This is a genomic window from Pseudomonas rhizophila, from assembly GCF_003033885.1.
Lineage (GTDB): Bacteria > Pseudomonadota > Gammaproteobacteria > Pseudomonadales > Pseudomonadaceae > Aquipseudomonas > Aquipseudomonas rhizophila.
In genome coordinates, this window is sequence record NZ_CP024081.1 from 1133467 (window position 1) to 1156149 (window position 22683).

Below are 22683 nucleotides of genomic sequence, written 5' to 3' on the forward strand. Positions count from 1 at the left end.
GGCCGTGATGCGAACGGATTCGCCCTTCGCGGCGAAGCAGCGGGGCATGGCGGTCATCAGTGCCTTGCTGATCGCCGCCGTGGTGGCGGTCATCGCCGGGGGCATGCTCACCCGCCAAACCCTGTTTACCCGCAGCCTGGAGGCCGAGCAGTTGCGTATCCAGGGCACGGCGCGGTTGCAGGGCGGCCTGCAATTGAGCCGCCAATTGTTGTGGGATGCGCGGCAGCGCGACCCGCTCACGCGCTTCGGTCAGGCTTGGGCCAACCCTTTCGTGATGGCCGGTTCCAGCCTGGCTGACATCCCCTTCGAAGGGCGACTGGAAGATGAGCAAGGCAAATTCAACCTGCGCAATCTGGTCGCCAATGAACGTGTGGATCAGGAACAGGTGCGCACCTTCGAACGGTTGTGCGAGCAACTGGGTATCGCCGCGACGGTACGTGCGCGCATCGTCGCGCGGGTGATTGCCGCGTACCCACGGCTGTTGAACCCAGAGTTGGCGGACAAGGCAGCGGTGAGCACTGCGTTCGACAGCGGTCGCAGCACCTCGCCGGATGCTCCCGGTACGCCGTTGGCGCCGACACGCCCCATGCTGCGCACGTTGCAGGATTTGCGCAGCATCAAGGGTGTCACCCCGCAGGTGCTGGAAACGCTGGCGCCTTATGTGACGATTCTGCCGGCCAATACCTGGCTCAACGGCAACACCGCCAGCGCCCCGGTGCTGGCTGCTTACGTGCCGGGGTTATCGTTGCAGCGGGCCCAGGCGCTGATCGCTGAGCGAGACGGCGGCCACTGGTTTATCAACCGTGGGGATTTCGTCAATCGCCTGCGCATGCCTGAGCTGGAAATGGCCTCCGTCAAGGTCGGCATCACCAGCGACTGGTTCCGCCTGCGGGGGCAGGCGCGCAGTGGGCAGCGGCGGGTCGTGCTGGATGCTTTGCTGCAACGCAGCCAGGACCGGATGCCTCAGGTGATCTGGTCACGGGTGGGCGTATGACTCGCTTGCGCATAGCGTTGATGCCACTGGGCAGCTTGAGCCTCGACAGCCCGGTGGCATTCGCCTGGCTCGATCGCCAGGGCCAGGTCCGCGACCAGGGGCACAGCAACCTCCGGGACCTCGGCCAGGGTGCAAAGAAGCAGCGGGTCGAATGTTTTCTCCATCCGCGCGACAGCTTGCTCACCCGTCTGGAACTGCCGCAGTTGCCGGCAGCGAAAATCACCGCCGCGGTGAACTGCGCCGCCCAGGCGCTGATGCTCGGTGCCAGCGAGCGCATGCAGGTGGCTCACAGCGCGCGCGGTGCCGACGGGCAGGTGCACATTGCCTGGCTCGACCGAGAGTCACTCGATGCCCTGGGCCGGATGCTGCGCCAGGCCGGCCTGCACCTGCACGGGCTGTACCCGGCGGCCTACGCCCTGCCAGTGTTGTCCGGGCCGGTGGCCTGCGTCGACGACGGCCACCTGCTGGTGCGTTACAGCGTGCAGCACGCGGTGGTGCAGCCGCTGCTGGAAGAGGCGTTGGATGAATGGTTATTGGAGGCAGGGGCCGGGCTGCAGTGGGTGGGCGATTCGCCGCCGCAGGTTTCGATCAAAACCTTGCCCGCCCCCCAGCGCTGGACTGGTGCCGCGCCGGGCTGGGGCTTGCATGCTGGCCTGACGCATGGCCCGGCCGAGCGTGGCGGTTGGGGCAGGGCGGCGACGCTTTGCGCGGTGGCGCTGGCGGTGTGGGTGGTCGGCCTCAATCTCTACGCCACCCGTGAGGCCACCCAGGGCCAACGACTCAAGGCGCAGATGAGCCAGCGGGTAAAGCAGGCGTTTCCCGAACTGCCGGTGATTCTCAACCCCTTGCAACAAGCCCGACAGCAAATCGCCGCGCGCCAAAGCGGCACAGCGGCGGACCCGGCGCAACGCTTCGCCAGCCTGGTGCAACAGGCGGGCAGCGCCATGCCGTTCATGAGCGGCAACGTGCAGGAACTGGTGTTTGAAAACGGTGAGTTACGCCTGACGCTCGTGGCCGAGGCACAAAAAGCATCCGCCGCAGACGACTGGAAAATCCCCCTGACCGAGGCCGGCATCGACGTTGCGGCCAATGACCAGGGCTGGACCTTGCGTGCTGCTTTGCCCGGACAGGGCGCGCAGGACACCTCCGAACACCCCACGGAAGCCGACGATGAATAAGCCATTCCCGGCACGGCTATGGGCGCAGTGGCAAACCCTGCGCGCGCGTGGCCGGACGTCCTGGCAGGGCCTGGCGGTGCGCGAGCAGCGCGCCGTGTCGCTGGCGGCGCTGGTACTCGGCGGGCTGCTGGTCTGGTTGCTGTTGATCCAGCCACCGCTCCAAACCCTTGCGTATTGGCAGGTCGAAACGCCGAAGTTGCGCGCGCAGACCCAGGCCCTCGAAGTGCTCTTGCGGGACGTCGGCGGCCCGGCGTCAGGCCAGCCTCTGGAAGCGGCTCTGCGCCAGGCCCTGGATGCCGGCGGCTTGAGCGAGCACTACCAGTTGCAGGCCGTGGACGCGGCTTGGCAACTCACTTTCAACGACGCGCCGGCCGATGAGGTGATGGGCTGGCTGTTGAGCAGTCCACGGCAATTTTCCTTGCAAGTGCTTGAAGCCCGTTTGCGGCGCACGGCCCCGGCCAACACCGACAACGCCGACAACATCGAAAACACTGAAAACACCGCCGGCACCCTGTCCGGAACCGTTCGCATGGATCAGGCGCAAGGCGCTAAGGAAGCTTCATGAAGGGGTCCCGATACCCGCGTCATTGGCGCAAGAGCGTGCCGTTTCTGTTGCTGGCATTGAGCGCCTGCAACAGCACACCGCCAACGTCGCAGCCACCGTTGCTGGTGGACAGTGAACTGGGCATTCCGCTGGGCAGTACTCAGCGCAGCGGCGATGCGCTGCTGGACCGTCAGCGGGCCCAGACCTTGCGTGAACAGAAACCGCCGGTGCGGCACTCGGTCGATCTCACCGCCCGTGCCCGCGAGCCCCGCAGCAGTACGCCTGCACGCAGCCCGCTGGGTGACCAACCGGTGACCCTGAACTTTGTCGAGGCCGACATTCAGGCGGTGGTGCGGGCCTTGTCCCGTTCCACCGGCCAACAGTTTCTGGTGGACCCGCGGGTCAAGGGCAACCTGACGCTGGTGTCCGAAGGTCAGGTGCCGGCGCACCAGGCCTATGACATGCTGCTGGCCGCGCTGCGCATGCAGGGCTTTAGCGTGGTGGACGTCGGTGGCGTGGCCCAGGTGGTGCCTGAGGCCGACGCCAAGTTGCTGGGCGGGCCGATCTACAGCGCCGACAGACCGGCCGGCAACGGCATGTTGACCCGCACCTTTCGCCTGCAATACGAAAACGCGGTGAACCTGATCCCGGTGTTACGCCCGATCGTGTCGCCCAACAACCCGATTAATGCCTACCCCGGCAACAACACCATCGTCATCACCGATTACGCCGAGAACCTGTCGCGGGTGGCGCAGCTCATCGAAGGCATCGATACCCCCAGCGCCATCGACACCGATGTGGTGCCGATACACAACGGCATCGCCGTGGACATCGCGCAGATGGTCTCCGAGTTGCTGGAAACCCAGGGCGGAGACCAGACCCAGAAGATCAACGTGATCGGCGACCCGCGCTCCAACGCCATCATCATCCGCGCCGGCAGCCCCGAGCGCACCGAGCTGGCGCGTAACCTGATCTACAAGCTCGACAACGCCCAGAACAACCCGAGCAACCTGCACGTGGTGTACCTGCGCAATGCCCAGGCCGGCAAACTGGCCCAATCCCTGCGCGGCTTGCTCACCGGGGAAAGCGAAGGCGAGGGCAGTGATAACTCGCGTTCGGTGCTCAGCAGCATGGGCGCCAGCACTAACGGCCAGAGCAGCGGCGATGGCGCCAGCACCAGCGGGACCACGGGCGGTAGCGCTTCGACCTCTGGCAATGGTTATGCCCAAGGCAGTAGCGGACAAAGCTCGGCTTCGCCGCAGGACGATCAGAGCACCGCGTTCAGTGCCGGCGGCGTGACCATCCAGGCCGATGCCACCACCAATACCCTGCTGATTTCCGCGCCGGACCCGCTGTACCGCAACCTGCGGGAAGTCATCGACCTGCTCGACCAGCGTCGCGCCCAAGTGGTGATCGAGAGCCTGATCGTTGAGGTCGGCGAGGACGATGCCAGCGAGTTCGGCGTGCAATGGCAGACCGGTAACCTGGGCGGCAGCGGCGTGATCGGCGGCGTCAACCTCGGTGGCACCGGGCTCAACCTCAACGGCAAGACCAGCATCGACGTGTTGCCCCAGGGCTTGAACCTGGGCCTGGTCAACGGCACGGTGGACATTCCCGGCATCGGCAAGATCCTCGACCTCAAGATCCTGGCCCGGGCGTTGAAGAGCAAGGGCGGCACCAACGTGTTGTCGACGCCGAACCTGCTGACCCTGGACAACGAAGCGGCGAGCATTTTCGTCGGCCAGACCATTCCGTTTGTCAGCGGCAGTTACGTCACCGGCGGCGGTGGCACCAGCAACAACCCGTTCCAGACCGTGACCCGTGAAGAGGTGGGTCTGAAGCTCAACGTCCGCCCGCAGATTTCCGAAGGCGGGACGGTCAAGCTCGACATCTATCAAGAGGTCAGCAGCGTCGACAACCGCGCTTCGAGCGCCAGCGGGATTGTCACCAACAAGCGTGCCATCGACACCAGCATCCTGCTGGACGACGGGCAGATCATGGTCCTTGGCGGGTTGTTGCAGGACGGCTACAGCCAGAGCAACGACGCGGTGCCGTGGCTGTCGACCATCCCCGGTATTGGTGCGCTGTTTCGCAACGAGCGGCGGCAGATCACCAAGACCAACCTGATGGTGTTCCTGCGCCCCTACATCATCCGCGACACGGCGGCGGGGCGCGGCATCACCCTCAACCGCTACGACTTCATGCGTCGTGCTCAGGGCCTGCTGCAACCGGAACGCAGCTGGGCGATGCCGGACATGCAAGCCCCGCAACTGCCGGCCTCGGCCAAGGCCATTCCGCAGACCACGCCCGCCGGGCTGCAAACGCCCAGGGCGGTGATCAAGGCGGTTCCGGTTGAAGGAGGCACTCGCTGATGAACACCAGCCCTGTGGGAGCGAGCCTGCTCGCGATGACGGCGACCCGGTCAATATCCATGCAAGCTGACACACTGCTATCGCGAGCAGGCTCGCTCCCACAAGGTGCGGATGCATCTTATGGACCTGAGGTGTCAGCATGAACACCCTCCCATACGCCTGGGCCAAGGCCCAGCGCCTGGTGCTGCGTGAGTCGGATGAAGGCGCGGTGTTGATGGTCTGTCCCTCCACGCCAGGCTGGTCCATCAGTGAAGTGCGCCGCCAGTTCGGCGAGGTGCGGCTGGAGCGGGTGCGTGACGAGGAACTCGACGGGTTGCTCAACAGTGCCTACGCCGACACCGGCAGCGCCGCCGCCGTGGTGGGCGCGGCAGAGAACGAGGTGGACCTCGACCGACTGATGCAGGACATTCCCGAGATCACCGACCTGCTGGACACCCAGGACGGCGCGCCGGTGATCCGCATGATCAACGCCTTGCTGACCCAGGCCGCGCGGGATGAGGCCAGCGACATCCACATCGAGCCTTACGAAAGCCATTCGGTGGTGCGCTACCGCGTTGACGGCACCCTGCGTGACGTGGTTTCGCCACGCAAGGCCCTGCATGGCGCGCTGGTGTCGCGGATCAAGATCATGGCCCAGCTCGACATCGCCGAAAAACGCCTGCCCCAGGACGGCCGCATTGCCCTGCGCGTGGCCGGGCGACCGATCGATATTCGGGTTTCGACGGTGCCCACCGGCCATGGCGAACGGGTGGTGATGCGCCTGCTGGATAAACAGGCCGGGCGCCTGCAACTGGAAACCCTGGGCATGGACCCGGACGTACTGGGCAAACTCGATCACCTGATCCGCCAGCCCCACGGCATCGTGCTGGTCACCGGCCCCACCGGCAGCGGCAAGACCACCAGCCTCTACGCCGCCCTGGCCCGGCTCGACGCCAGCGTACACAACATTCTCACGGTGGAAGATCCGGTGGAATACGACCTGCCGGGCATCAGCCAGATTCAGGTCAACGCCAAGATCGACATGACCTTCGCCCTAGCCCTGCGAGCGATTCTGCGCCAGGACCCGGACATCATCATGATCGGCGAAATCCGCGACCTGGAAACCGCACAAATTGCCGTGCAGGCGTCCCTCACCGGTCACCTGGTGCTGGCGACGCTGCACACCAACGACTCTGTGTCGGCCATCAACCGCCTGATCGACATGGGCGTCGAGCCGTTCCTGCTGGCCTCGTCGATGCTCGGCGTGCTCGCCCAGCGTCTGGTGCGCAGGCTCTGCCCGCAGTGCAAACAAGCTGACCCGGCAACCCCCGGCACCTGGCGCCCGGTGGGCTGCCCGAGCTGTAACCAGACCGGTTACAGCGGTCGCACCGGCATCCATGAATTGTTCTGCATCGACGATGATATCCGCACGCTCATTCACCAAGGGGCAGGGGAGCAGGCACTGCGCGCCGCCGCCCGCCAGGCCGGGATGTTCAGCATGCGCGAGGACGGTGAGCGCTGGGTGCGCAGTGGCGCCACCGCCCCTGAAGAAATCCTGCGCGTGACACGGGACGCCTGATGAATCGCTACCGTTATGAAGCCGCCGACGCCAACGGCAAAATCGAGGTCGGGCATCTGGAAGCCGACAGCCAGAGTGGCGCCTTCAACCTGCTGCGCAGTCGCGGGCTGACGGCGTTGCAGGTGCAGGTCGAGCGCAACACAACGCAAGCCCATGGCGGCGGCCTGTTCAGCGCCAAACTCTCGGACAACGACCTGGCCTGGGCCACCCGGCAACTGGCGAGCCTGCTGGGAGCCAGCCTGCCATTGGAGGCCGCATTGAGCGCCACGGTGGAACAGGCCGAGCGCAAACACATCGCTCAGACCCTCAGCGCAGTGCGCGCCGATGTGCGCAGCGGCATGCGCCTGGCCGAAGCCCTGGCGGCGCGACCCCGGGACTTTCCGGACATCTACCGGGCACTGATCGCCGCCGGTGAAGAGTCCGGCGACCTCGCCCAGGTGATGGAGCGGCTGGCGGACTACATCGAGGAGCGCAACAACCTGCGGGGCAAGATTCTCACGGCGTTCATCTATCCGGGCGTAGTGGGGCTGGTGTCGATCGCCATCGTGATTTTCCTGCTCAGCTACGTGGTGCCGCAGGTGGTCAGCGCGTTCTCCCAGGCCCGTCAGGACCTGCCAGGGTTGACCTTGGCGATGCTGACCGCCAGCGATTTCATCCGCGCCTGGGGCTGGTTGTGTTTTGGCATTCTGGCCGGTGGGTTCTGGGGGTGGCGGCTGTATTTGCGCAACCCGCAAGCGCGGTTGAACTGGCACAGTCGCATCCTGCGCCTGCCGCTGATCGGGCGTTTCGTGCTGGGTCTCAACACCGCGCGTTTTGCCTCGACCCTGGCGATTCTCGGCGGCGCCGGGGTGCCCTTGCTGCGAGCCCTGGAGGCGGCGCGCCAGACCCTGTCCAACGACCGCCTGAGCCTGAGCGTCAGCGATGCCACGGCCAAGGTCCGCGAAGGGGTCAACCTGGCGGCGGCGTTGCGGGTGGAAAAAGTCTTCCCGCCGGTGCTGATCCACCTGATTGCCAGCGGCGAAAAAACCGGCTGCCTGCCGCCAATGCTCGAACGCGCCGCACAAACCCTGTCCCGCGACATCGAACGCCGGGCCATGGGCATGACTGCGCTGTTGGAACCGCTGATGATCGTGATCATGGGCGGCGTGGTGCTGGTGATCGTCATGGCGGTGTTGCTGCCGATTATCGAGATCAATCAGTTGGTTCAATAAGCGCACGCAATCCGTGGTGAACATTGATTTTGTGGCGAGGGGATTTATCCCCGTTGGGCTGCGCAGCAGCCCCAATCAGATTGAATGCAACCAGCCTGACACACCGAGGTGTCTGGTTTGGGGCTGCTTCGCAGCCCAGCGGGGATAAATCCCCTCGCCACAACAGCAGAGACCCGTCAGTTATTTTTGCAGTGCCGCAACACCTCCCGACCCTCGCCAACACCAAACTCGGGTTCCTCGTTCTGTCATCTTCCATCGTCAGACAACCACCCGCCGCCATCTCCACGCCCACCCTGCGCAGCACCGTCACAAAACCCGTCTGAAACCCCAACCCAGAGCCCTCGAACACCCGAGGAAAAACCCCAAAAAACAGCCTCCAGCTCCCGAGGTTTTTTCCTTTATCTGTCACCGGAAACTGCGAGTTTCTAACCCATGGCCTCACCCCATCGCCATCGGCACAGGACCGAGCGCCATGACGGCAAGCACGCGTCACCCAACCTACGTACGAACACGATGAAAGGAGATTCTTCATGTTTAAGCGCAACGTTCTCGCGGTATCCCTGACCCTCGCCGGCCTCTGCGCCGCTCAGGCCGCCATGGCTGATGTCAACGGTGGTGGCGCTACCTTGCCTCAGCCGCTGTACCAGACTTCCGGCGTCCTGACTGCCGGTTTCGCCCCTTACATTGGCGTGGGCAGCGGTGCTGGCAAGGCCGCTTTCCTGAACAACGATTACACCCGTTTCGTGCCTGGTGACACCAGCAAGAACGTGCACTGGGCGGGCAGCGATTCGAAGCTCACCCAGGCTGAGTTGAACGCCTACGTCACCAACCACGGCACCGCCTGGGGCCCATTGATCCAGGTGCCTTCGGTCGCCACTTCGGTTGCCATTCCTTTCAACAAGACCGGCACCGCCAACGTTGACCTCAGCGTCGCTCAGCTGTGCGGCGTATTCGCCGGCACGCTGACTGACTGGAACCAAATCACCGGTTCCGGCCGTTCCGGCCCGATCACTGTGACTTATCGTGCTGAGAGCAGCGGTACTACCGAACTGTTCACCCGCTTTCTGAACGCCAAGTGCCCTACAGCTGTACCCGCTGTGCCCGGCACTTTCGCCATCACCACCAACTTCGCCTCCAGCTATAGCCTTGGCCTGCCAGCCGGCGCCGTAGCCGCCACTGGTAGCCAAGCTGTGATGGATGCGGTGAATGCTGCCCAAGGTCGCATCACCTACATGAGCCCGGATTACGCCGCCACCACCTTGGCCGGCCTGGACGACGCCACCAAGGTCGCTCGCGTTGCCGGTGTTTCCCCAGCCCCGGCCAACGTGTCGGCCGCAATCGCAGCTGTCACCGTGCCTGCTGCCGCCAACCGCGCTAACCCGAACGCCTGGGTACCGGTATTCGCTGCAACCACCAACCCTAGCGATCCAAGCGTTGTGGCTTACCCAACCACCGGCTACCCGATCCTGGGCTTCACTAACGTGATCTTCAGCCAGTGCTACGCCGATGCCACCCAAACCACGCAAGTGCGTGACTTCTTCACTCGCCATTACAACGCCACTGCTGCCAGCAGCAACGACGCGGCTATCACCGCCAACCGTTTCGTGCCGCTGCCAGGCGCCTGGAAGTCCGCGATCCGCGGCAGCTTCCTGACCGCCTCTAACGCTCTGAGCATCGGCAACACCAACGTCTGTAATGGCGTCGGTCGTCCGTTGTAAGCCTACGCTTGAGCGACCCGCAACACCCGATCAGCAACGGCGCAAGCCGTTGCTGATTTTTGCGTAATACCGGCGCCAACACAGCCACATGAAATTTTCATGACAACCGTTCGGTCCCGAGCGGTTGTAACCGCCTATCCCCTATAACCAACGCTGGCAGCCTGACAGCACGGCGTTGTGACCCCTTAGAGCGAACCCGAAAGGATGAGTAGGATGCTGCGCTGCAAACCCCAGACGAACCTGAATGCCCCCCGTCGCGATGGCGAGTTGTCGATGTTGCGGCTCAAGCCGCTGGCCCAGGCCATTGCCCTGCTGATGGTGGCCGGCAATGCCCACGCGGCGACGGCGTTCAGTTCGGCCTGGTTTGCCGCCAAGGGCGCGTCTCAGGCCGGTGGCGCGGGGCGACCTACGACCGCGCAGCCAGGCATGCCGCCACCCCTGGCGCAACAGCAACGGGCCAATGCGCAGTTGCAGCGTTCGCTGACCAACCTCAACAACACCGTGGCCGCCATCGCGGCCCAGCAGGCGGCCCAGGCTGCGGGGCGGCAAGCCGCATTCGGGCAGGTGCAGACCGTGCCCGACGGTTTGGGCGAGGGCGGGCTCAAGGTCGATAACAGCCTGACCCAGGGCTGGCTCAACGCCAAGGGACCGCAGCAGACCCAGGTCGGCGGCAAGACCACGGTGAAGATCGAGCAGACCGCCGACAAGGCGATTCTCAACTGGGAAACCTTCAACGTCGGCCGCAATACCACAGTGGATTTCCAGCAGCAGTCGGACTGGGCCGTGCTCAACCGGGTCAACGACCCTCAAGCGCGACCGAGCCAGATCCAGGGCCAGATCAAGGGCAACGGCACGGTGATGCTGGTCAACCGCAACGGCATCATTTTCAGCGGCAGCAGCCAGGTCAACGTGCGCAACCTGGCGGCGGTGGCGGCCAACGTCAGCGACGAGCAGTTCAGCCAGCGCGGCTTGTACGTCGATGCCACCGGCACCCAGCCGACCTTCACTGACGCCGCCGGCAAGATCGAAGTGCAGCGCGGTGCGCGGATCGAGACCCACCGCGCCGCCACCTCCACCGCCGGGGGCGGCTATGCCTTGCTGCTGGGCTCGGAAGTGGAGAACGCCGGTTCCATCATCACCGCCAAGGGCCAGACCACCCTGGCAGCGGGCGACAGTTTTTATATTCGCCGGGGTCAGGGCACCAGCGGCAACCCGCGTTCCACCACCCGTGGCAACGAGGTCGCGACGTCCCTCAAGCCGGGCAGCAGCGCCGGCACGGTGATCAACAGCGGCCTGATCCAGGCCAGCACCGGCGACATCACCCTTACCGGGCACAATGTGCAGCAGAACGGCGTGGCGGTGGCGAGCAGTTCGGTGGACACCCGCGGCACCGTGCACTTGCTCAACGCCTTCAGCGACAGCACCGGCAGCGTCACCCTGGGGCAGGGCAGTGCCACGGCGGTGCTGCTTGACGCCGGCGGCGGCAGTGCCCTGGACAGCCAATACAATGCCGGGCCCGCCGGCCTGGACGGTACGCCGAACAACCTGATCACCGGTCGGTTCAACAACCTCAGCAGCGTGGTCGACCGCACCGACCAGTCGCGGGTCGAGATCGTCAGTGGCGGCAGCGTCGACTTCCAGAACGGCTCCATCACCCTGGCCACCGGCGGTCAGGTCGCGGTCAGCGCCGCCGGTCGCAGCCTGGTGCGCGATGGTGCGGTGATCGACGTGTCCGGCGCCATCGGCGTCAAGGTGGCGATGGAGTCCAACTCCATCAAGGTCAACGTACAGGGCAACGAACAGCGTGACGCACCGGTCAACCGCGAGGGCGGCAAGTTGACCAACAACGATGTCTGGGTGGACGTGCGTGATTTGATCTACGTGCCGGCGGGCACCAACGGTTATGCCACCGACCGTTGGTACACGGCGGGTGGGCTGCTGGAAGTCGGCGGCTACCTGGGCACACGGGGCCACAGCATGGGTGAATGGGCCGCCCAAGGTGGCACGCTGACGTTCACCGGCAACGACGTGGTGACCCAGCAGGCGGCGCAGTTGAACCTGTCCGGCGGTACCCTGGATGTGCAGAGCGGCTACCTGCGGCAGTCCTGGCTCAGGGGCCCCAATGGGCGCTTGTATGAATTGTCCAAGGCGCCGGGGGACATCCTCTACAGCGGCATCTACAAGGGTTACGAAGACCACAGCCAACGCTGGGGCCAGACCGATTACTACTACAACCCACTGATCGCCCCCCGCGAGCGCTTTGAGGCCGGCTACACCGTTGGCCGCGATGCCGGCAAGCTGGTGGTGTCGACCCGCAACGCGGTGCTGGAAGGCCAGATCGTCGGCGAGGTCTACCAGGGCGAACGCCAGAACCAGGCACCGAACCTCAACCTCGACGGTTACCAGCAATCGCAAAACGCCGTGGCCCGGCGGGCTCAGTTGCTGGTGGGCAGTTACACGCCGATCTACGACAAGGCCAGCGGTGTGATCAACAGTGGCCTGAACCCTACCTTCGATCAGGTCACCGTCGGCGAGGTCAACGACAAGATTGCTGCGGGCCTTGACCTGACCTCGGTGGTCGGCACTGATCGGCAAGGCAAGTTGGTGCTGGACAATGAGCTGCTCAATGGCTTCCAACTCGGCGCGGTCAAGGTGGCAGCGGCGCAAGGCATCAAAGTCGACGGCGCGCTCAACGTGGCCGATGGCGGTGATATCACGCTTTACGCGCCGCAGGTGGAAGTGAACGCCGACCTGACGGCCCGCAGCGGTCGCATTGCCCTGGGTAACGTGCTTAAACAGGTCAGAACCGATAATTTCCAGATGGTAGACGTCGTGCTTTCGCCTGCCACCGGTCAGCGTGCAGCGGTCACGTTGGGCGAAGGCGTGACGTTGAACACCGCTGGGCGGTGGAGCAATTTGCTGCTCGACGGCAACGACCGTGAAGGTCTGCCGTTCATCAATGGCGGTACGGTGTCTGTGCGCAGCAGTGGCGATATCGATGTGCGCCAGGGCAGCCTGATCGACGTCAGCTCCGGTGCTGCGGTCATGGCCGATGGCAAGACCCGCGGTGGCAAGGGCGGTGTCTTGACCCTGACCGCCAGTACCGGCGCGTCGTCCGGTAACGGCGCCTTGAACCTGGACGGTGAACTGCGCGGCACCGGGGTGAGCGGTGGCGGGACCTTGAAGCTGGCGGCCAACAAAGTGCTGATCGGCAACAGTGGCTCGCCACTGGAACCGGGAACGTTGCAACTGGACGGCGACTTTTTCGACAAGGGTTTCTCGGCCTATGACATCACCGGCAACGAAGGCCTGACGGTGGCCGATGGGACCCGGGTCGATGTGACGATGCCGGTGTACCGTTTCGGCGAGCAGGCGTTGACTACCGGCAGCAACGCAGAGCCGGCTGATGCCTTGCAGCGCTGGACGCCGGAGCTGTATCAGGAAGATGCGATCAAAGGTGTTCTCACCCAGCGCCACGGCGCGAGCCTGAGCCTCACTGCCGGTACCGCGAACTCCAGCGCGGCAGACATGGCCAGCACGGTATTGAACATCGGGCGTGGAAGCGTGATCAGCGTCGATCCGGGACAAGGCATCGACTTGCGCAGCATCGGTCAACTGACCGTCAACGGCACCCTCAACGCCTGGGGCGGACGAGTCAGTCTCACCGAACTGAGCGTCAGCAACCCAGTTCGCAACCCGGTCAATGCCCAAGGCCATGGACGCTCCATCTGGTTAGGCGAGCAAGCATTGATCGATGTCTCCAGTCGGGCCGTGACTGCCCAAGACATGCGCGGCCAGACCTATGGCCTGGTGCATGACGGCGGCGAGATTGTCATTGGTGGTCAGATTGATGTCGCGAAAGGATCGGCTTCGGCGCCGGAATTGTTCGTGGTGATGCGCGAGGGGGCACGCCTGCAAGCGGATGGCAGCCAGGCAATGCTGGATGTTCCTGGCCAGGGACGCACATCGGTGACGAGCAACGGTGGCAGTATTTCCCTGGCGTCGGCCAATGGTCTGTACCTGGACGGCGAATTCAGCGCCCGTTCCGGTGGCACGGGGGCCGCAGGGGGCAGTTTGTCGGTGGCGCTGGAGACACCGTATTACCTGAAAAGCGCGGTCAATGACCGGGTCTTGCAGGTGCGTGAACTGGTGCTGGGACAAACCGCCCAGGCGAGCCCGCTAAGCGACACCGCCAAGGCCTCGGCGGATTCGTTGATCTATGGTCATGGGCGTTTGGGTGTGGACCAGGTCCAGGCGGGCGGCTTCGACAGCCTGTCTCTGCTGAGTAACGGCATTATTAGTATCCGTGGCGACGTGTCGTTGTCCCTCGGCCAAAGCCTGAGCCTATATGCGCGTAGCTTCGGGTTGAGCACAGCCGCGCCAGCCGACACCCGTGTTCAACTTAATGCAGCTCATTTGCTGCTGGCGGGGCCGGCGGCCAGTCTACCGAATATGGATTCCTATACCCGACCGCTGATCGAAGGCGACGTATCGCCACTTGCGAACAAGGCGGTGCTTTCCGTCAACGCCGACTTGTTGGATGTACAGGGCAATGTGAGATTCAGCAGCAAAGGCACGCTGAGACAGGCCAATGGCACCACGGTCGAGTTGGAGCGCGCCGGGTTCGACCTGGTCCAGTTAAGCAGCCGTGGTGATTTGCGCTTCCTGGCGGGATTCTCCAGCGAAGGATTGCCTACGGGCTTTAGCACGCAATTAATGACTCCTTCGGACATGATCCTGCAAGCGGCGCAACTGTATCCGGCGACCGGGGTCGGGGCTCGGGTATTGGCGGGGTATAGCTTGAGTGGCACCTCTGCCTACGACCCGGCGCGCAGCTTGGTCATCGGGCGGACTACCCAGGTGACGCCTCAGGTACCTTATTCGGCATTCGGTCACTTACAACTGGGCAGTGCGAATATCGAGCAGGGGGGGGTGGTTCGGGCCCCGCTGGGGTTGATTGAGGTCGGCACCAACGACGGCACTAGCATCACTAGCCAAGTGGACTTGCTGCCGAACAGCCTCACTTCAGTCAGTGGCCTCGGTCTGGTTCTGCCTTACGGCGGTACCGTCGATGGTCAGAGTTATGAGTACGCGGGCAAGAAGGTGGTGCTTCTGGGGCAAGGGGCCATCTCCTATGGCAACGGGGATCTGAATATTGGTGTGATTCTGGGCGGAAAGTCTGTTGCGGCCCAGGAAGGCTCGGTACTCGATCTTTCGGGTGGCGGTGATCTGGTGGGTGCCGGTTTCATTTCCGGCCGTGGCGGCTCCACCGACGCGCGCTTCAACCCGCTGGTGCAAATCGGTGCCAACGGCGGCTTTACTTTACCGGGCCTGGCCAGCAACCCGGTCTACGCCATTGTGCCGGGCAACCAGAGTGCATACGCACCAGTGGCGCCCGAGGGCGGCGCAGTGGACCCCAGGATCGGACAACAAATCACCATTGGCGCCGGTGTACCGGGGCTGGCCGCCGGTACCTATACGCTGATGCCGTCCACCTATGCCTTGCTGCCGGGGGCGTTCCGGGTCGAGGTCAACGGTCTGGCGGGTCAGGGTTCCACGGCGGGTGCGTTGCAGATGCGCAACGGCTCCTGGGCCACCGCCGGGGTGCTGTCGGTGGTCAATACCGGGCAGCGCAACAGTCTGTCCAGCCAGGTCATCCTGACTTCGGGCGATGTGCTGCGTCGCTATTCGCAGTACAACGAAACCAGCTACGCCCAGTTCGCTGTAGCCGATGCCGCACGCCTGGGCGTGCCACGAGCCCTGTTGCCGGTGGACGCCAAGACTTTGAAGTTGAAACTCGCGCCAGGAGCGGGAGATCAGGCGTTCTCCTTTAAAGGCATCGGCAAGTTCGCGCCTCAGAAAGGTGGCTACGGCGGTACCGTCACGGTGGTTGGAGGTAATGGGGCGTTGGAGGTCGTTGCCGATGGGCGCGGGGCCACGGCCGGCTTCGAGGGCGTGACCCTCAATGCCGAAAGCCTGAATGCCTTGAATGCATCGCGTCAGGTTATTGGCGGGCAGTTCTTGACGCTCTATGGTCAGAGCGGAAACTACATCACGCCCTCGAGCAGTGGAGGTAGAACCTCGTCCAGAGTGATCTTGCGTGAAGGCGCTACGTTGGCGGCACCGGAGGTTTTCCTGCTGGCCAGCAGCGAGGTGTCGATGGAACAAGGCGCCGCCATCAATACCATTGGTCGTGGCGCGGCTGCCTACGATGCCCATGACGGTTTTATCTATGACCTCAATGTGAGTGGTCAGAACTTGCTGGCCGCCTCCAACGGCTTGCTCAACGTGTTGGCACCCTCATCGGGCAGCAGCGGCTCCATCAACATCGGCGGCTGCAGCCTGACGCCATGCAGCGGCGTCACCCGAATTCATTCCGAGGGCGGCATCGTCGCCGCCACCGGAGGGAGCCTGGAATTGGACGACAAGGTGCGCTACGGCACCCGTCACCTGACCCTGGCCCTGAGCAATATCAACGTCGGCACCGCCCCGGCATTGAGCGACGCAGCGGCGCGTCAGGTCTTGCCGGCCGGTCTGACCCTGAGCCAGACGGTACTCGATCGCCTGTTGCGCGGGGACACCGAATACGGCGCCCCGGCCCTGGAAACCCTGGAACTGTCGGCGCGTGAGGCGTTGAATTTCTACGGCACTGTCAGTCTCGACACCTATGACCCGGCGAAGGGCAAGTCGCGGTTGGCCAACCTGATGCTCAGCACGCCGGCCATTTATGGCGCAGGCAGCGTCAACGACGTGGCGACCATTCGCACCGCCAACCTGATCTGGAACGGCGCCGTTGGCGCGCCGGGTTCGGTGATTGCCGGTGGGGCCGGCACCGGTGCCGGTCGCCTGGACATCCAGGCTCAGCGCATCGAATTCGGCTATGGCGATTTCGCCCAACCGAGCTCGATCACTACCCTGGACCGTCTTGCACTGGGCTTCGCCAACGTCAACCTTAGCGCCAGCGAACGCCTGACCGCCAACCACAAAGGCAGCCTGGCGGTGTATCAACGCCAGGGCGCCTATGACGCGAAAACGGGCTACGCCTACAGCGGCGGCAACCTGAATATCCTCACCCCGTTGCTGACCGGTGAAGCCGGCTCGGTCAACCGCATCACCGCAGGCGGCGCGGTCAACGTAGCGGGCACAAGCGCCAAGCCGGGCAATGTCTCCGGGCTTGGGGGCGAGTTGTCCATCAAAGGCGCGAGCCTGAACCTTGCCAGCGCGGTGATGCTGCCCAGCGGCAAGCTGACCCTGAGCGCGACGGATGACCTGACCCTGGCCGATGGGGCACTGATCGACGTGGCGGGCCGCACCGTCACCTTCAACGATGTGACACGCTACAGCGCCGGTGGCGAGGTGATCCTGCAAAGCCAGAGCGGCAACATCCGCCAGGCTGCTGGTTCCAGCATCGACCTTTCGGCGCGCAACAACCAGGCTGGCCGGCTCAGTGCGGTGGCCCTGGACGGCGCGGCCGGTGTGGTCGATTTGCAAGGGCGGATTCTCGGCAGCAGCACCGGCGAATATGACGCCGGCGGCACAGCCATGCCGTACCTGGCCGGTGGCGTGGAGATCCAGGCCCAGCGCCTGGGCGGTAGCGGTAACCTCAGCGAGCAGTTCGCGGCCTTGAACCAACGGTTGAATGACGGACAGCTGTTCGGTTCCCGCAGCTTCCAGCTCAAACAGGGCGACCTGGTGATCGGCAACGAACTCAAGGCCTCGTCCATTGACGTGTCCCTGGACAATGGCAGCCTGCTGGTCAACGGCAAGGTCGACGCCAGCGGCGAGCGGGTCGGCAGCATCCGGCTCGCGGCCGGGCGCTCCCTGACCCTGGGCCGCAACGCGGTGCTTGACGCCCACGGTAATCGTCTGCGGGTGGACAGCTACGGCAAGATCATCGATTCGCCGAACCGTGCCATCGTTGACCTGACTTCCCGCAACGGCGTGCTGACCCTGGCCGACGGTGCACGCATCGATCTGCGTCATGGCACCGCAGCGCCTGCCGGGCAGCACGATGGTCGTGCCCGTGGCACGCTGGAACTCAATGCACGGCGTGCCGGCTCGATTCCGACCCAGGGCGACATTGCCATCGATGCACGCGGTAGCCTGGATATCCAGGGCGCCCGGTCCATCGCGGTCAACGGTATGTGGCAGTACAACGACGCAGCCTACGGCAGCGATCCGGCAGCCAGCGGACGCCCTTATCAGGTCATCGACCAGGCGTACCTGGATGGCAAGCACCAGGACAGTATTGCCTTCATCAACGCGGCGCTGGCCAACGGCGATTTGATGCAACGTAAACTCGCCGGTCTGAACAATGCTCGATATGCCGATGCGTTCCACCTGCGGCCCGGTGTGGAGATCGTCAGCGCGACGGCCGACGGTGATCTGGTGGTGCGGGGTGACCTGGACCTGTCCGGTTATCGCTACGCCAGTGTGAATCCGCATACTCGTAAAACCGCCGTGTACGGCTCCGGTGAGTCGGGTGCGCTGACGCTGCGCGCCGGGGGTGACCTGAACATCTATGGCAGCATCACCGACGGATTCGCCCAACCGCCCGCGACCAACGACGACAAGGGCTGGGTGCTGTTGCCGGGCATTGATTTCGCGGCGGGTGATATTGTCGTGCCCGGTACCGGTGTGACCCTGGCGGATGGCACGGCGTTTCCAGCGGGCTCGGTGCTCAACTTCGACGTACCCCTTAAGGGCGCGACCCTGGCGGCGGGAACACGCCTGCCGGTGGCGGCGACGCTTGATCAGCCACTGGTGCTGCCGGCGGGCACGGTGCTGGCTGCGGCGGTGCATGACGCCTCGGGTAATCTGTTGTTCGCCGCTGGCACTTTGTTGGCTTCGACCCAGACCCTGGAGGCGGGCACGGTGCTGGGGGTAGGCAGCCTGCTGGGCAGCGGCGCAACAATACGCAGCCTGATCTGGCCAAAAGGCGTTGCCTTGCCAGGCATTGCGGGCGCGAGCAACGGCTTGACCAATGTGCTGCGTCTCAGCGGGGCCCTGGCGCTGAGTGTGGGTTCGAAAATTCCTTCAGGTACCGACATCAAGTTGCCGGCCGGTGTCGAGTCGGTGCAGTTGCGTCCGGAAGTGGCGGGGAGCAACTGGGCCATTGCGCCGATGCTGGCCGAGGGTTCGCAGTCCTGGTCGTTGCGCCTGGTGGCCGGCGCCGATACGCAGGCGGCGGACAGCCGGGTTGTGCAGCCTGTGTTGGCGGGTGGAGATCTTCATTTGGCTGATAGTCACTACGGCATGTTTGGCAAGGCCGGGGCGGGGGGGCTGGTGTGGACCGAAGAGGGGGCGGAAAATTTCGGAGATCCGAGCCTGGCAGGTAAATTCATTGATTTTGAGAACGTTGCCTATCCAGGGATGTGTGAGGATACCCCGTCGTTTTGCAAGGCCAGTAGCGGCTTTGTCTGGACGGAGGAAGGGGCGGAAAACTTCGGGGTTCCAGACCTCGTGGGTCAACCGATTGATTTCGAAAACCTTGCCTATCCTGGAATGTGTGACGACACCCCGTCGTTTTGCACCGCTGTTGGGCAAACGGAATACAAGGCAGGCAGCCAACGTTGGAGTGTGATCCGCACCGGAGCGGCAGACCTTGAGCTGCTGTCGGCGGGCGATCTGAAAATGGATTCTCTGTACGGCGTCTACACCGCCGGCAGTTCAGCCAGCGAGACTTATGCCAACGACCCGTACAATCAGCCCAAGGCGCTGGGGGCGGCGGGCAAGGTGCTCAATGATGCACTAGGTGAAAACGAGCAGTTCGTGGATGGTGGTAGCAACAGTCTTTATCGTGCCTGGTACCCGGACTTTGGCGGCAACCTGAGCTTGAAGGTTGGCGGCAATCTGACCGGTAATAGCCTGGACGTATCGAGTACGGATAGGGGGCGGCCCAATGGGGGAGACGTTGGTTACGATACGGTCAACGTCGGCAATTGGCTGTGGCGTCAGGGCAATGGCTCAGTCGCAACCGGCACGCAGGCACAACCCACCGCTTGGTGGATCAATTTTGGCAGTTACACCGCCGCGAAGGACGGCAAGGCTGATTTGATGGTCGGGTTTACGGGGTTCGGTACTCTAGGCGGCGGTAACCTGAATGTTCAGGTGGCCGGCGATGCGGGGGTGCTCGATCAAATGGCAGGGAGTGGTCTTGTGCCGATCAGCAACAGCCGCAGCCAAGGACTGGTTCTTGCCGTGGGCAGCACCGGGCGTGTGGGCGCTGATGGCAGTCTGCAATTGACCGGTGGTGGTGATCTTGATCTGCGTGTGGGTGGTGCTTTGAATCCCGAGAGCCTGTTCGTGAACGGGCATCTCAATGGCGCGGTCATCAACCTGCGGGGGCATGCGCAGATCGATAGCGGTGCCATCGGTCGAATCGACCTGCGCTATGGCAACGTTGCTTCGGTACAGTCTCCCGGAGAAACACGCGCTTATGACTCTTTCAGAGCTACGCGAAGCTTGCCAACAGGCGGGCTGACCCTGATGCCGGGCGATGCCACGTTCAATCTGAGCACTTCGGGCGACTTGGTAGTGATGGACGTAGCAGACCCGGGCCGGGCGCCGATGATGAGCGTTTCGCCCTTCAAAAGTGGTGCGACCAACGGATCGGGTGTCAGCTGGTTTACGTTGTGGACCGCCAACACGGCGATCGACTTGTGGTCGTCGGGAGGTAACCTGACGCCTTTCGTTAGCGCGACGGCCACGGATTTAGCCGTGGTCTACCCGTCGATCCTGAGGGCTGTGGCGGCCAATGGCAGTCTTTATTATGGCCAATCCTCGGTATGGGATGGAACCGGCTACAACGGCAACGATCGTCCAGCCCTGCTGCTCGCTCCTGGCATCAACAGTGAGTTGCAATTCATGGCCGGCGATTCCATCTACGGTGGCGATATGTCGGTCAGTCGTTCCGGTGCATCGTCTGCGGCCCTGGCGACACCGTTGCGCCCAGCCTTTGCCGGGCTCGTAAATGGCAGTGTGGTGGTCAGCAATCTCTCCGCTGATGCCAATCGTGTGCCTCCCAGCGCGGATACTTTACCGTTGATTACCTTCGATACCAGCAGCGCCTCCAACGAGTGGGCCGGCAACACGGATCCTGCTCGCTTTTATGCGCTCACAGGCGATTTGCTGGCAGTCGCGAGTGGACGAGCGATGAGGTACACCTCTGAGAACGATGGCCGATTCGGACAGATTTCCTTCGAAGGTATGGGGGCCGTTTGGATGAAGGCCGGACGAGACATTGTAAGCAGCGGTATACCGCTGGGCGGCTCGCTGACCAGCGACTTCTACTTAGGGAACTACACCAGCACCGGCAACCTCTTCATCCACAACAACTCCACCGACATCTCCATCGTCTCGGCCGGGCGCGACATCCTTTACAGCAACTTCAACGTCGCCGGTCCCGGCCTGCTGGAGATCACCGCCGGGCGCAATCTGCGGATGGACGACAAGGTCAGCATCAACAGTATCGGCGCTGTGGTGCCGGGGGATTCGCGCCCTGGCGCAAGCCTGGTGCTGCAAGCCGGCGCGGGACTCAACGGCGCGGATTACCAGCGCTTCGTCAAGGCGTACCTGGACCCGGCCAACCAGGCCCTGACCGGTGTGCCCCTGGCGAACCAGGACGGTAAAGTCGCCAAGACCTACGAGGCGGAACTGGTGGATTGGCTCAAGGAACGCTTTGGCTTCAGCGGCGACACCGAGCAGGCCCGCAGCTACTTCGCGGCGCTACCGGCCGAGCAGCAGCGGGTGTTTGCCCGCGACGTGTACTTCGCCGAGCTCAAGGCCGGTGGTCGTGAGTACAACGAAGTGGGCGGCGTGCGCCAGGGCAGCTACCTGCGCGGGCGGGAGGCTATCGACTTGTTGTTCCCAAGCAAGGATGTGGCGGGTAACGCGATCACCTACAAGGGCGATATCACGATGTTCGGCGGGGCGGGTGTGCACACCGATTTCGGCGGTGGCATCCAGATGCTCACGCCGGGCGGCGGGCAAACGTTCGGCATCGAAGGCAACGCACCACCGTCCACCGCCGGGGTCATTACCCAGGGCGAGGGCGATATCCAGTTGTATGCGCAGAACAGCATTCTACTAGGGCAGAGCCGGATCATGACCACCTTTGGCGGTTCGATTCTCGGCTGGTCGGCCCAGGGCGATATCAACGCCGGTCGCGGTTCGAAGACCACCGTGGTCTACACGCCGCCCAAGCGCTTGTATGACAGCTGGGGCAACGTGACCCTGTCGCCGTCGGTGCCGAGCACCGGCGCCGGTATCGCCACGCTCAACCCGATTGCCGAAGTGGCGCCGGGCGACATTGACCTGATCGCGCCCTTGGGCACCATCGATGCGGGCGAGGCGGGGATCCGGGTGTCGGGCAACGTCAACATCGCGGCATTGACCGTGGTGAACGCGGCCAACATCCAGACCCAGGGCAAATCCTCCGGTGTACCACTGGCGGCCACGGTGAACACCGGGGCCATCACCTCGGCCAGTTCGGCGGCGTCCTCGGCGACACAAGCGGCGGAAGACGTGGCGCGCCAGCAGCAGAACGCGGCGCGACAAAACCAGGCGTCGGTGTTCACCGTGCAGGTGGTGAGCTTCGGCTCCGAGCAACTGGCCCCGTCCCGCGACGGTGCCAGCCGCGACACGCCACGGGCCTACGACCCGGCCAGCCCGGTGCAAGTGCTGGGAGCCGGCCCCCTGGATGAACAGACCCGGCAGCGCTTGACCGAGGAAGAGCGGGGGCGGTTGAGTTTGTAGCGATCGGCTGGCACCGAGGCGCCGGCATCGCGAGCAGGCTCGCTCCCACAGGGTTGCTGGACACCCAGTACCTGTGGCGAGGGAGCTTGCTCCCGCTGGGCTGCGCAGCAGCCCCAAGCCAATCACCGCGGTGTGTCAGATACTCCCCAGCAGCCTTTTTGGGGCCGCTGCGCAGCCCAGCGGGAGCAAGCTCCCTCGCCACGGGAGCCGCGCTCAAGTTCCCATCGACGTCCATCCAAATGAAGCTTTCATGACAAAAGTTCGGTAGCACATCGCCATTCCCGTCAAGCCTGTGTGACGTGTTCGAGGGGACCTGCAAGGTCGTTTGGAACCGGGGCAGGCAGCCGGGAGT

8 protein-coding genes are annotated in these 22683 nt (G+C 64.0%); all 8 read left to right on the forward strand.

Annotated features, from left to right (window positions below; all coding sequences use genetic code 11):
* Positions 1 to 7 precede the first annotated feature (7 nt).
* Positions 8 to 994, forward strand: a complete 987-nt coding sequence (gene gspK, locus CRX69_RS05320) for a type II secretion system minor pseudopilin GspK (RefSeq protein WP_107321670.1) — start codon at positions 8 to 10, stop codon at positions 992 to 994.
* Entirely contained in the window at positions 991 to 2172 is a 1182-nt protein-coding gene (gspL, locus tag CRX69_RS05325; protein WP_107321671.1) for a type II secretion system protein GspL, read from the forward strand. The genes gspK and gspL overlap by 4 nt, the downstream gene beginning before the upstream one ends.
* Positions 2165 to 2737 (forward strand): type II secretion system protein GspM, encoded by a 573-nt coding sequence (gspM, locus tag CRX69_RS05330; protein WP_076385236.1) that lies wholly within the window; start codon positions 2165 to 2167, stop codon positions 2735 to 2737. Before gspL ends, gspM begins: the two co-directional genes overlap by 8 nt.
* On the forward strand, positions 2734 to 5088 hold the full coding sequence (gene gspD / locus CRX69_RS05335; protein ID WP_107321672.1) for a type II secretion system secretin GspD: 2355 nt from the start codon (positions 2734 to 2736) through the stop codon (positions 5086 to 5088). Before gspM ends, gspD begins: the two co-directional genes overlap by 4 nt.
* Before the next feature lie 139 nt (positions 5089 to 5227).
* A complete protein-coding gene (gspE, locus tag CRX69_RS05340; RefSeq protein ID WP_076385232.1) occupies positions 5228 to 6646 on the forward strand; it encodes a type II secretion system ATPase GspE in 1419 nt (472 codons plus the stop codon).
* On the forward strand, positions 6646 to 7857 hold the full coding sequence (gspF, locus tag CRX69_RS05345) for a type II secretion system inner membrane protein GspF (RefSeq protein WP_107321673.1): 1212 nt from the start codon (positions 6646 to 6648) through the stop codon (positions 7855 to 7857). The genes gspE and gspF overlap by 1 nt, the downstream gene beginning before the upstream one ends.
* A gap of 530 nt (positions 7858 to 8387) precedes the next feature.
* Positions 8388 to 9575: a substrate-binding domain-containing protein gene (locus tag CRX69_RS05355; protein ID WP_107321674.1), complete on the forward strand. Its 1188-nt coding sequence runs from the start codon at positions 8388 to 8390 to the stop codon at positions 9573 to 9575.
* Positions 9576 to 9788: 213 nt separating this feature from the next.
* Positions 9789 to 22331 carry a filamentous hemagglutinin family protein gene (locus CRX69_RS05360; protein WP_107321675.1) on the forward strand — a complete coding sequence of 4181 codons (12543 nt, stop codon included), beginning with the start codon at positions 9789 to 9791 and terminating at the stop codon, positions 22329 to 22331.
* Positions 22332 to 22683: the final 352 nt, after the last annotated feature.

What these genes read in the sequence shown, in the direction of transcription:
- gspK (WP_107321670.1), top strand. Translation starts at nt 8, where the DNA reads ATGCGAACGGATTCGCCCTTCGCGGCGAAGCAGCGGGGCATGGCGGTC.
- gspL (WP_107321671.1), top strand. Translation starts at nt 991, where the DNA reads ATGACTCGCTTGCGCATAGCGTTGATGCCACTGGGCAGCTTGAGCCTC.
- gspM (WP_076385236.1), top strand. Translation starts at nt 2,165, where the DNA reads ATGAATAAGCCATTCCCGGCACGGCTATGGGCGCAGTGGCAAACCCTG.
- gspD (WP_107321672.1), top strand. Translation starts at nt 2,734, where the DNA reads ATGAAGGGGTCCCGATACCCGCGTCATTGGCGCAAGAGCGTGCCGTTT.
- gspE (WP_076385232.1), top strand. Translation starts at nt 5,228, where the DNA reads ATGAACACCCTCCCATACGCCTGGGCCAAGGCCCAGCGCCTGGTGCTG.
- gspF (WP_107321673.1), top strand. Translation starts at nt 6,646, where the DNA reads ATGAATCGCTACCGTTATGAAGCCGCCGACGCCAACGGCAAAATCGAG.
- CRX69_RS05355 (WP_107321674.1), top strand. Translation starts at nt 8,388, where the DNA reads ATGTTTAAGCGCAACGTTCTCGCGGTATCCCTGACCCTCGCCGGCCTC.
- CRX69_RS05360 (WP_107321675.1), top strand. Translation starts at nt 9,789, where the DNA reads ATGCTGCGCTGCAAACCCCAGACGAACCTGAATGCCCCCCGTCGCGAT.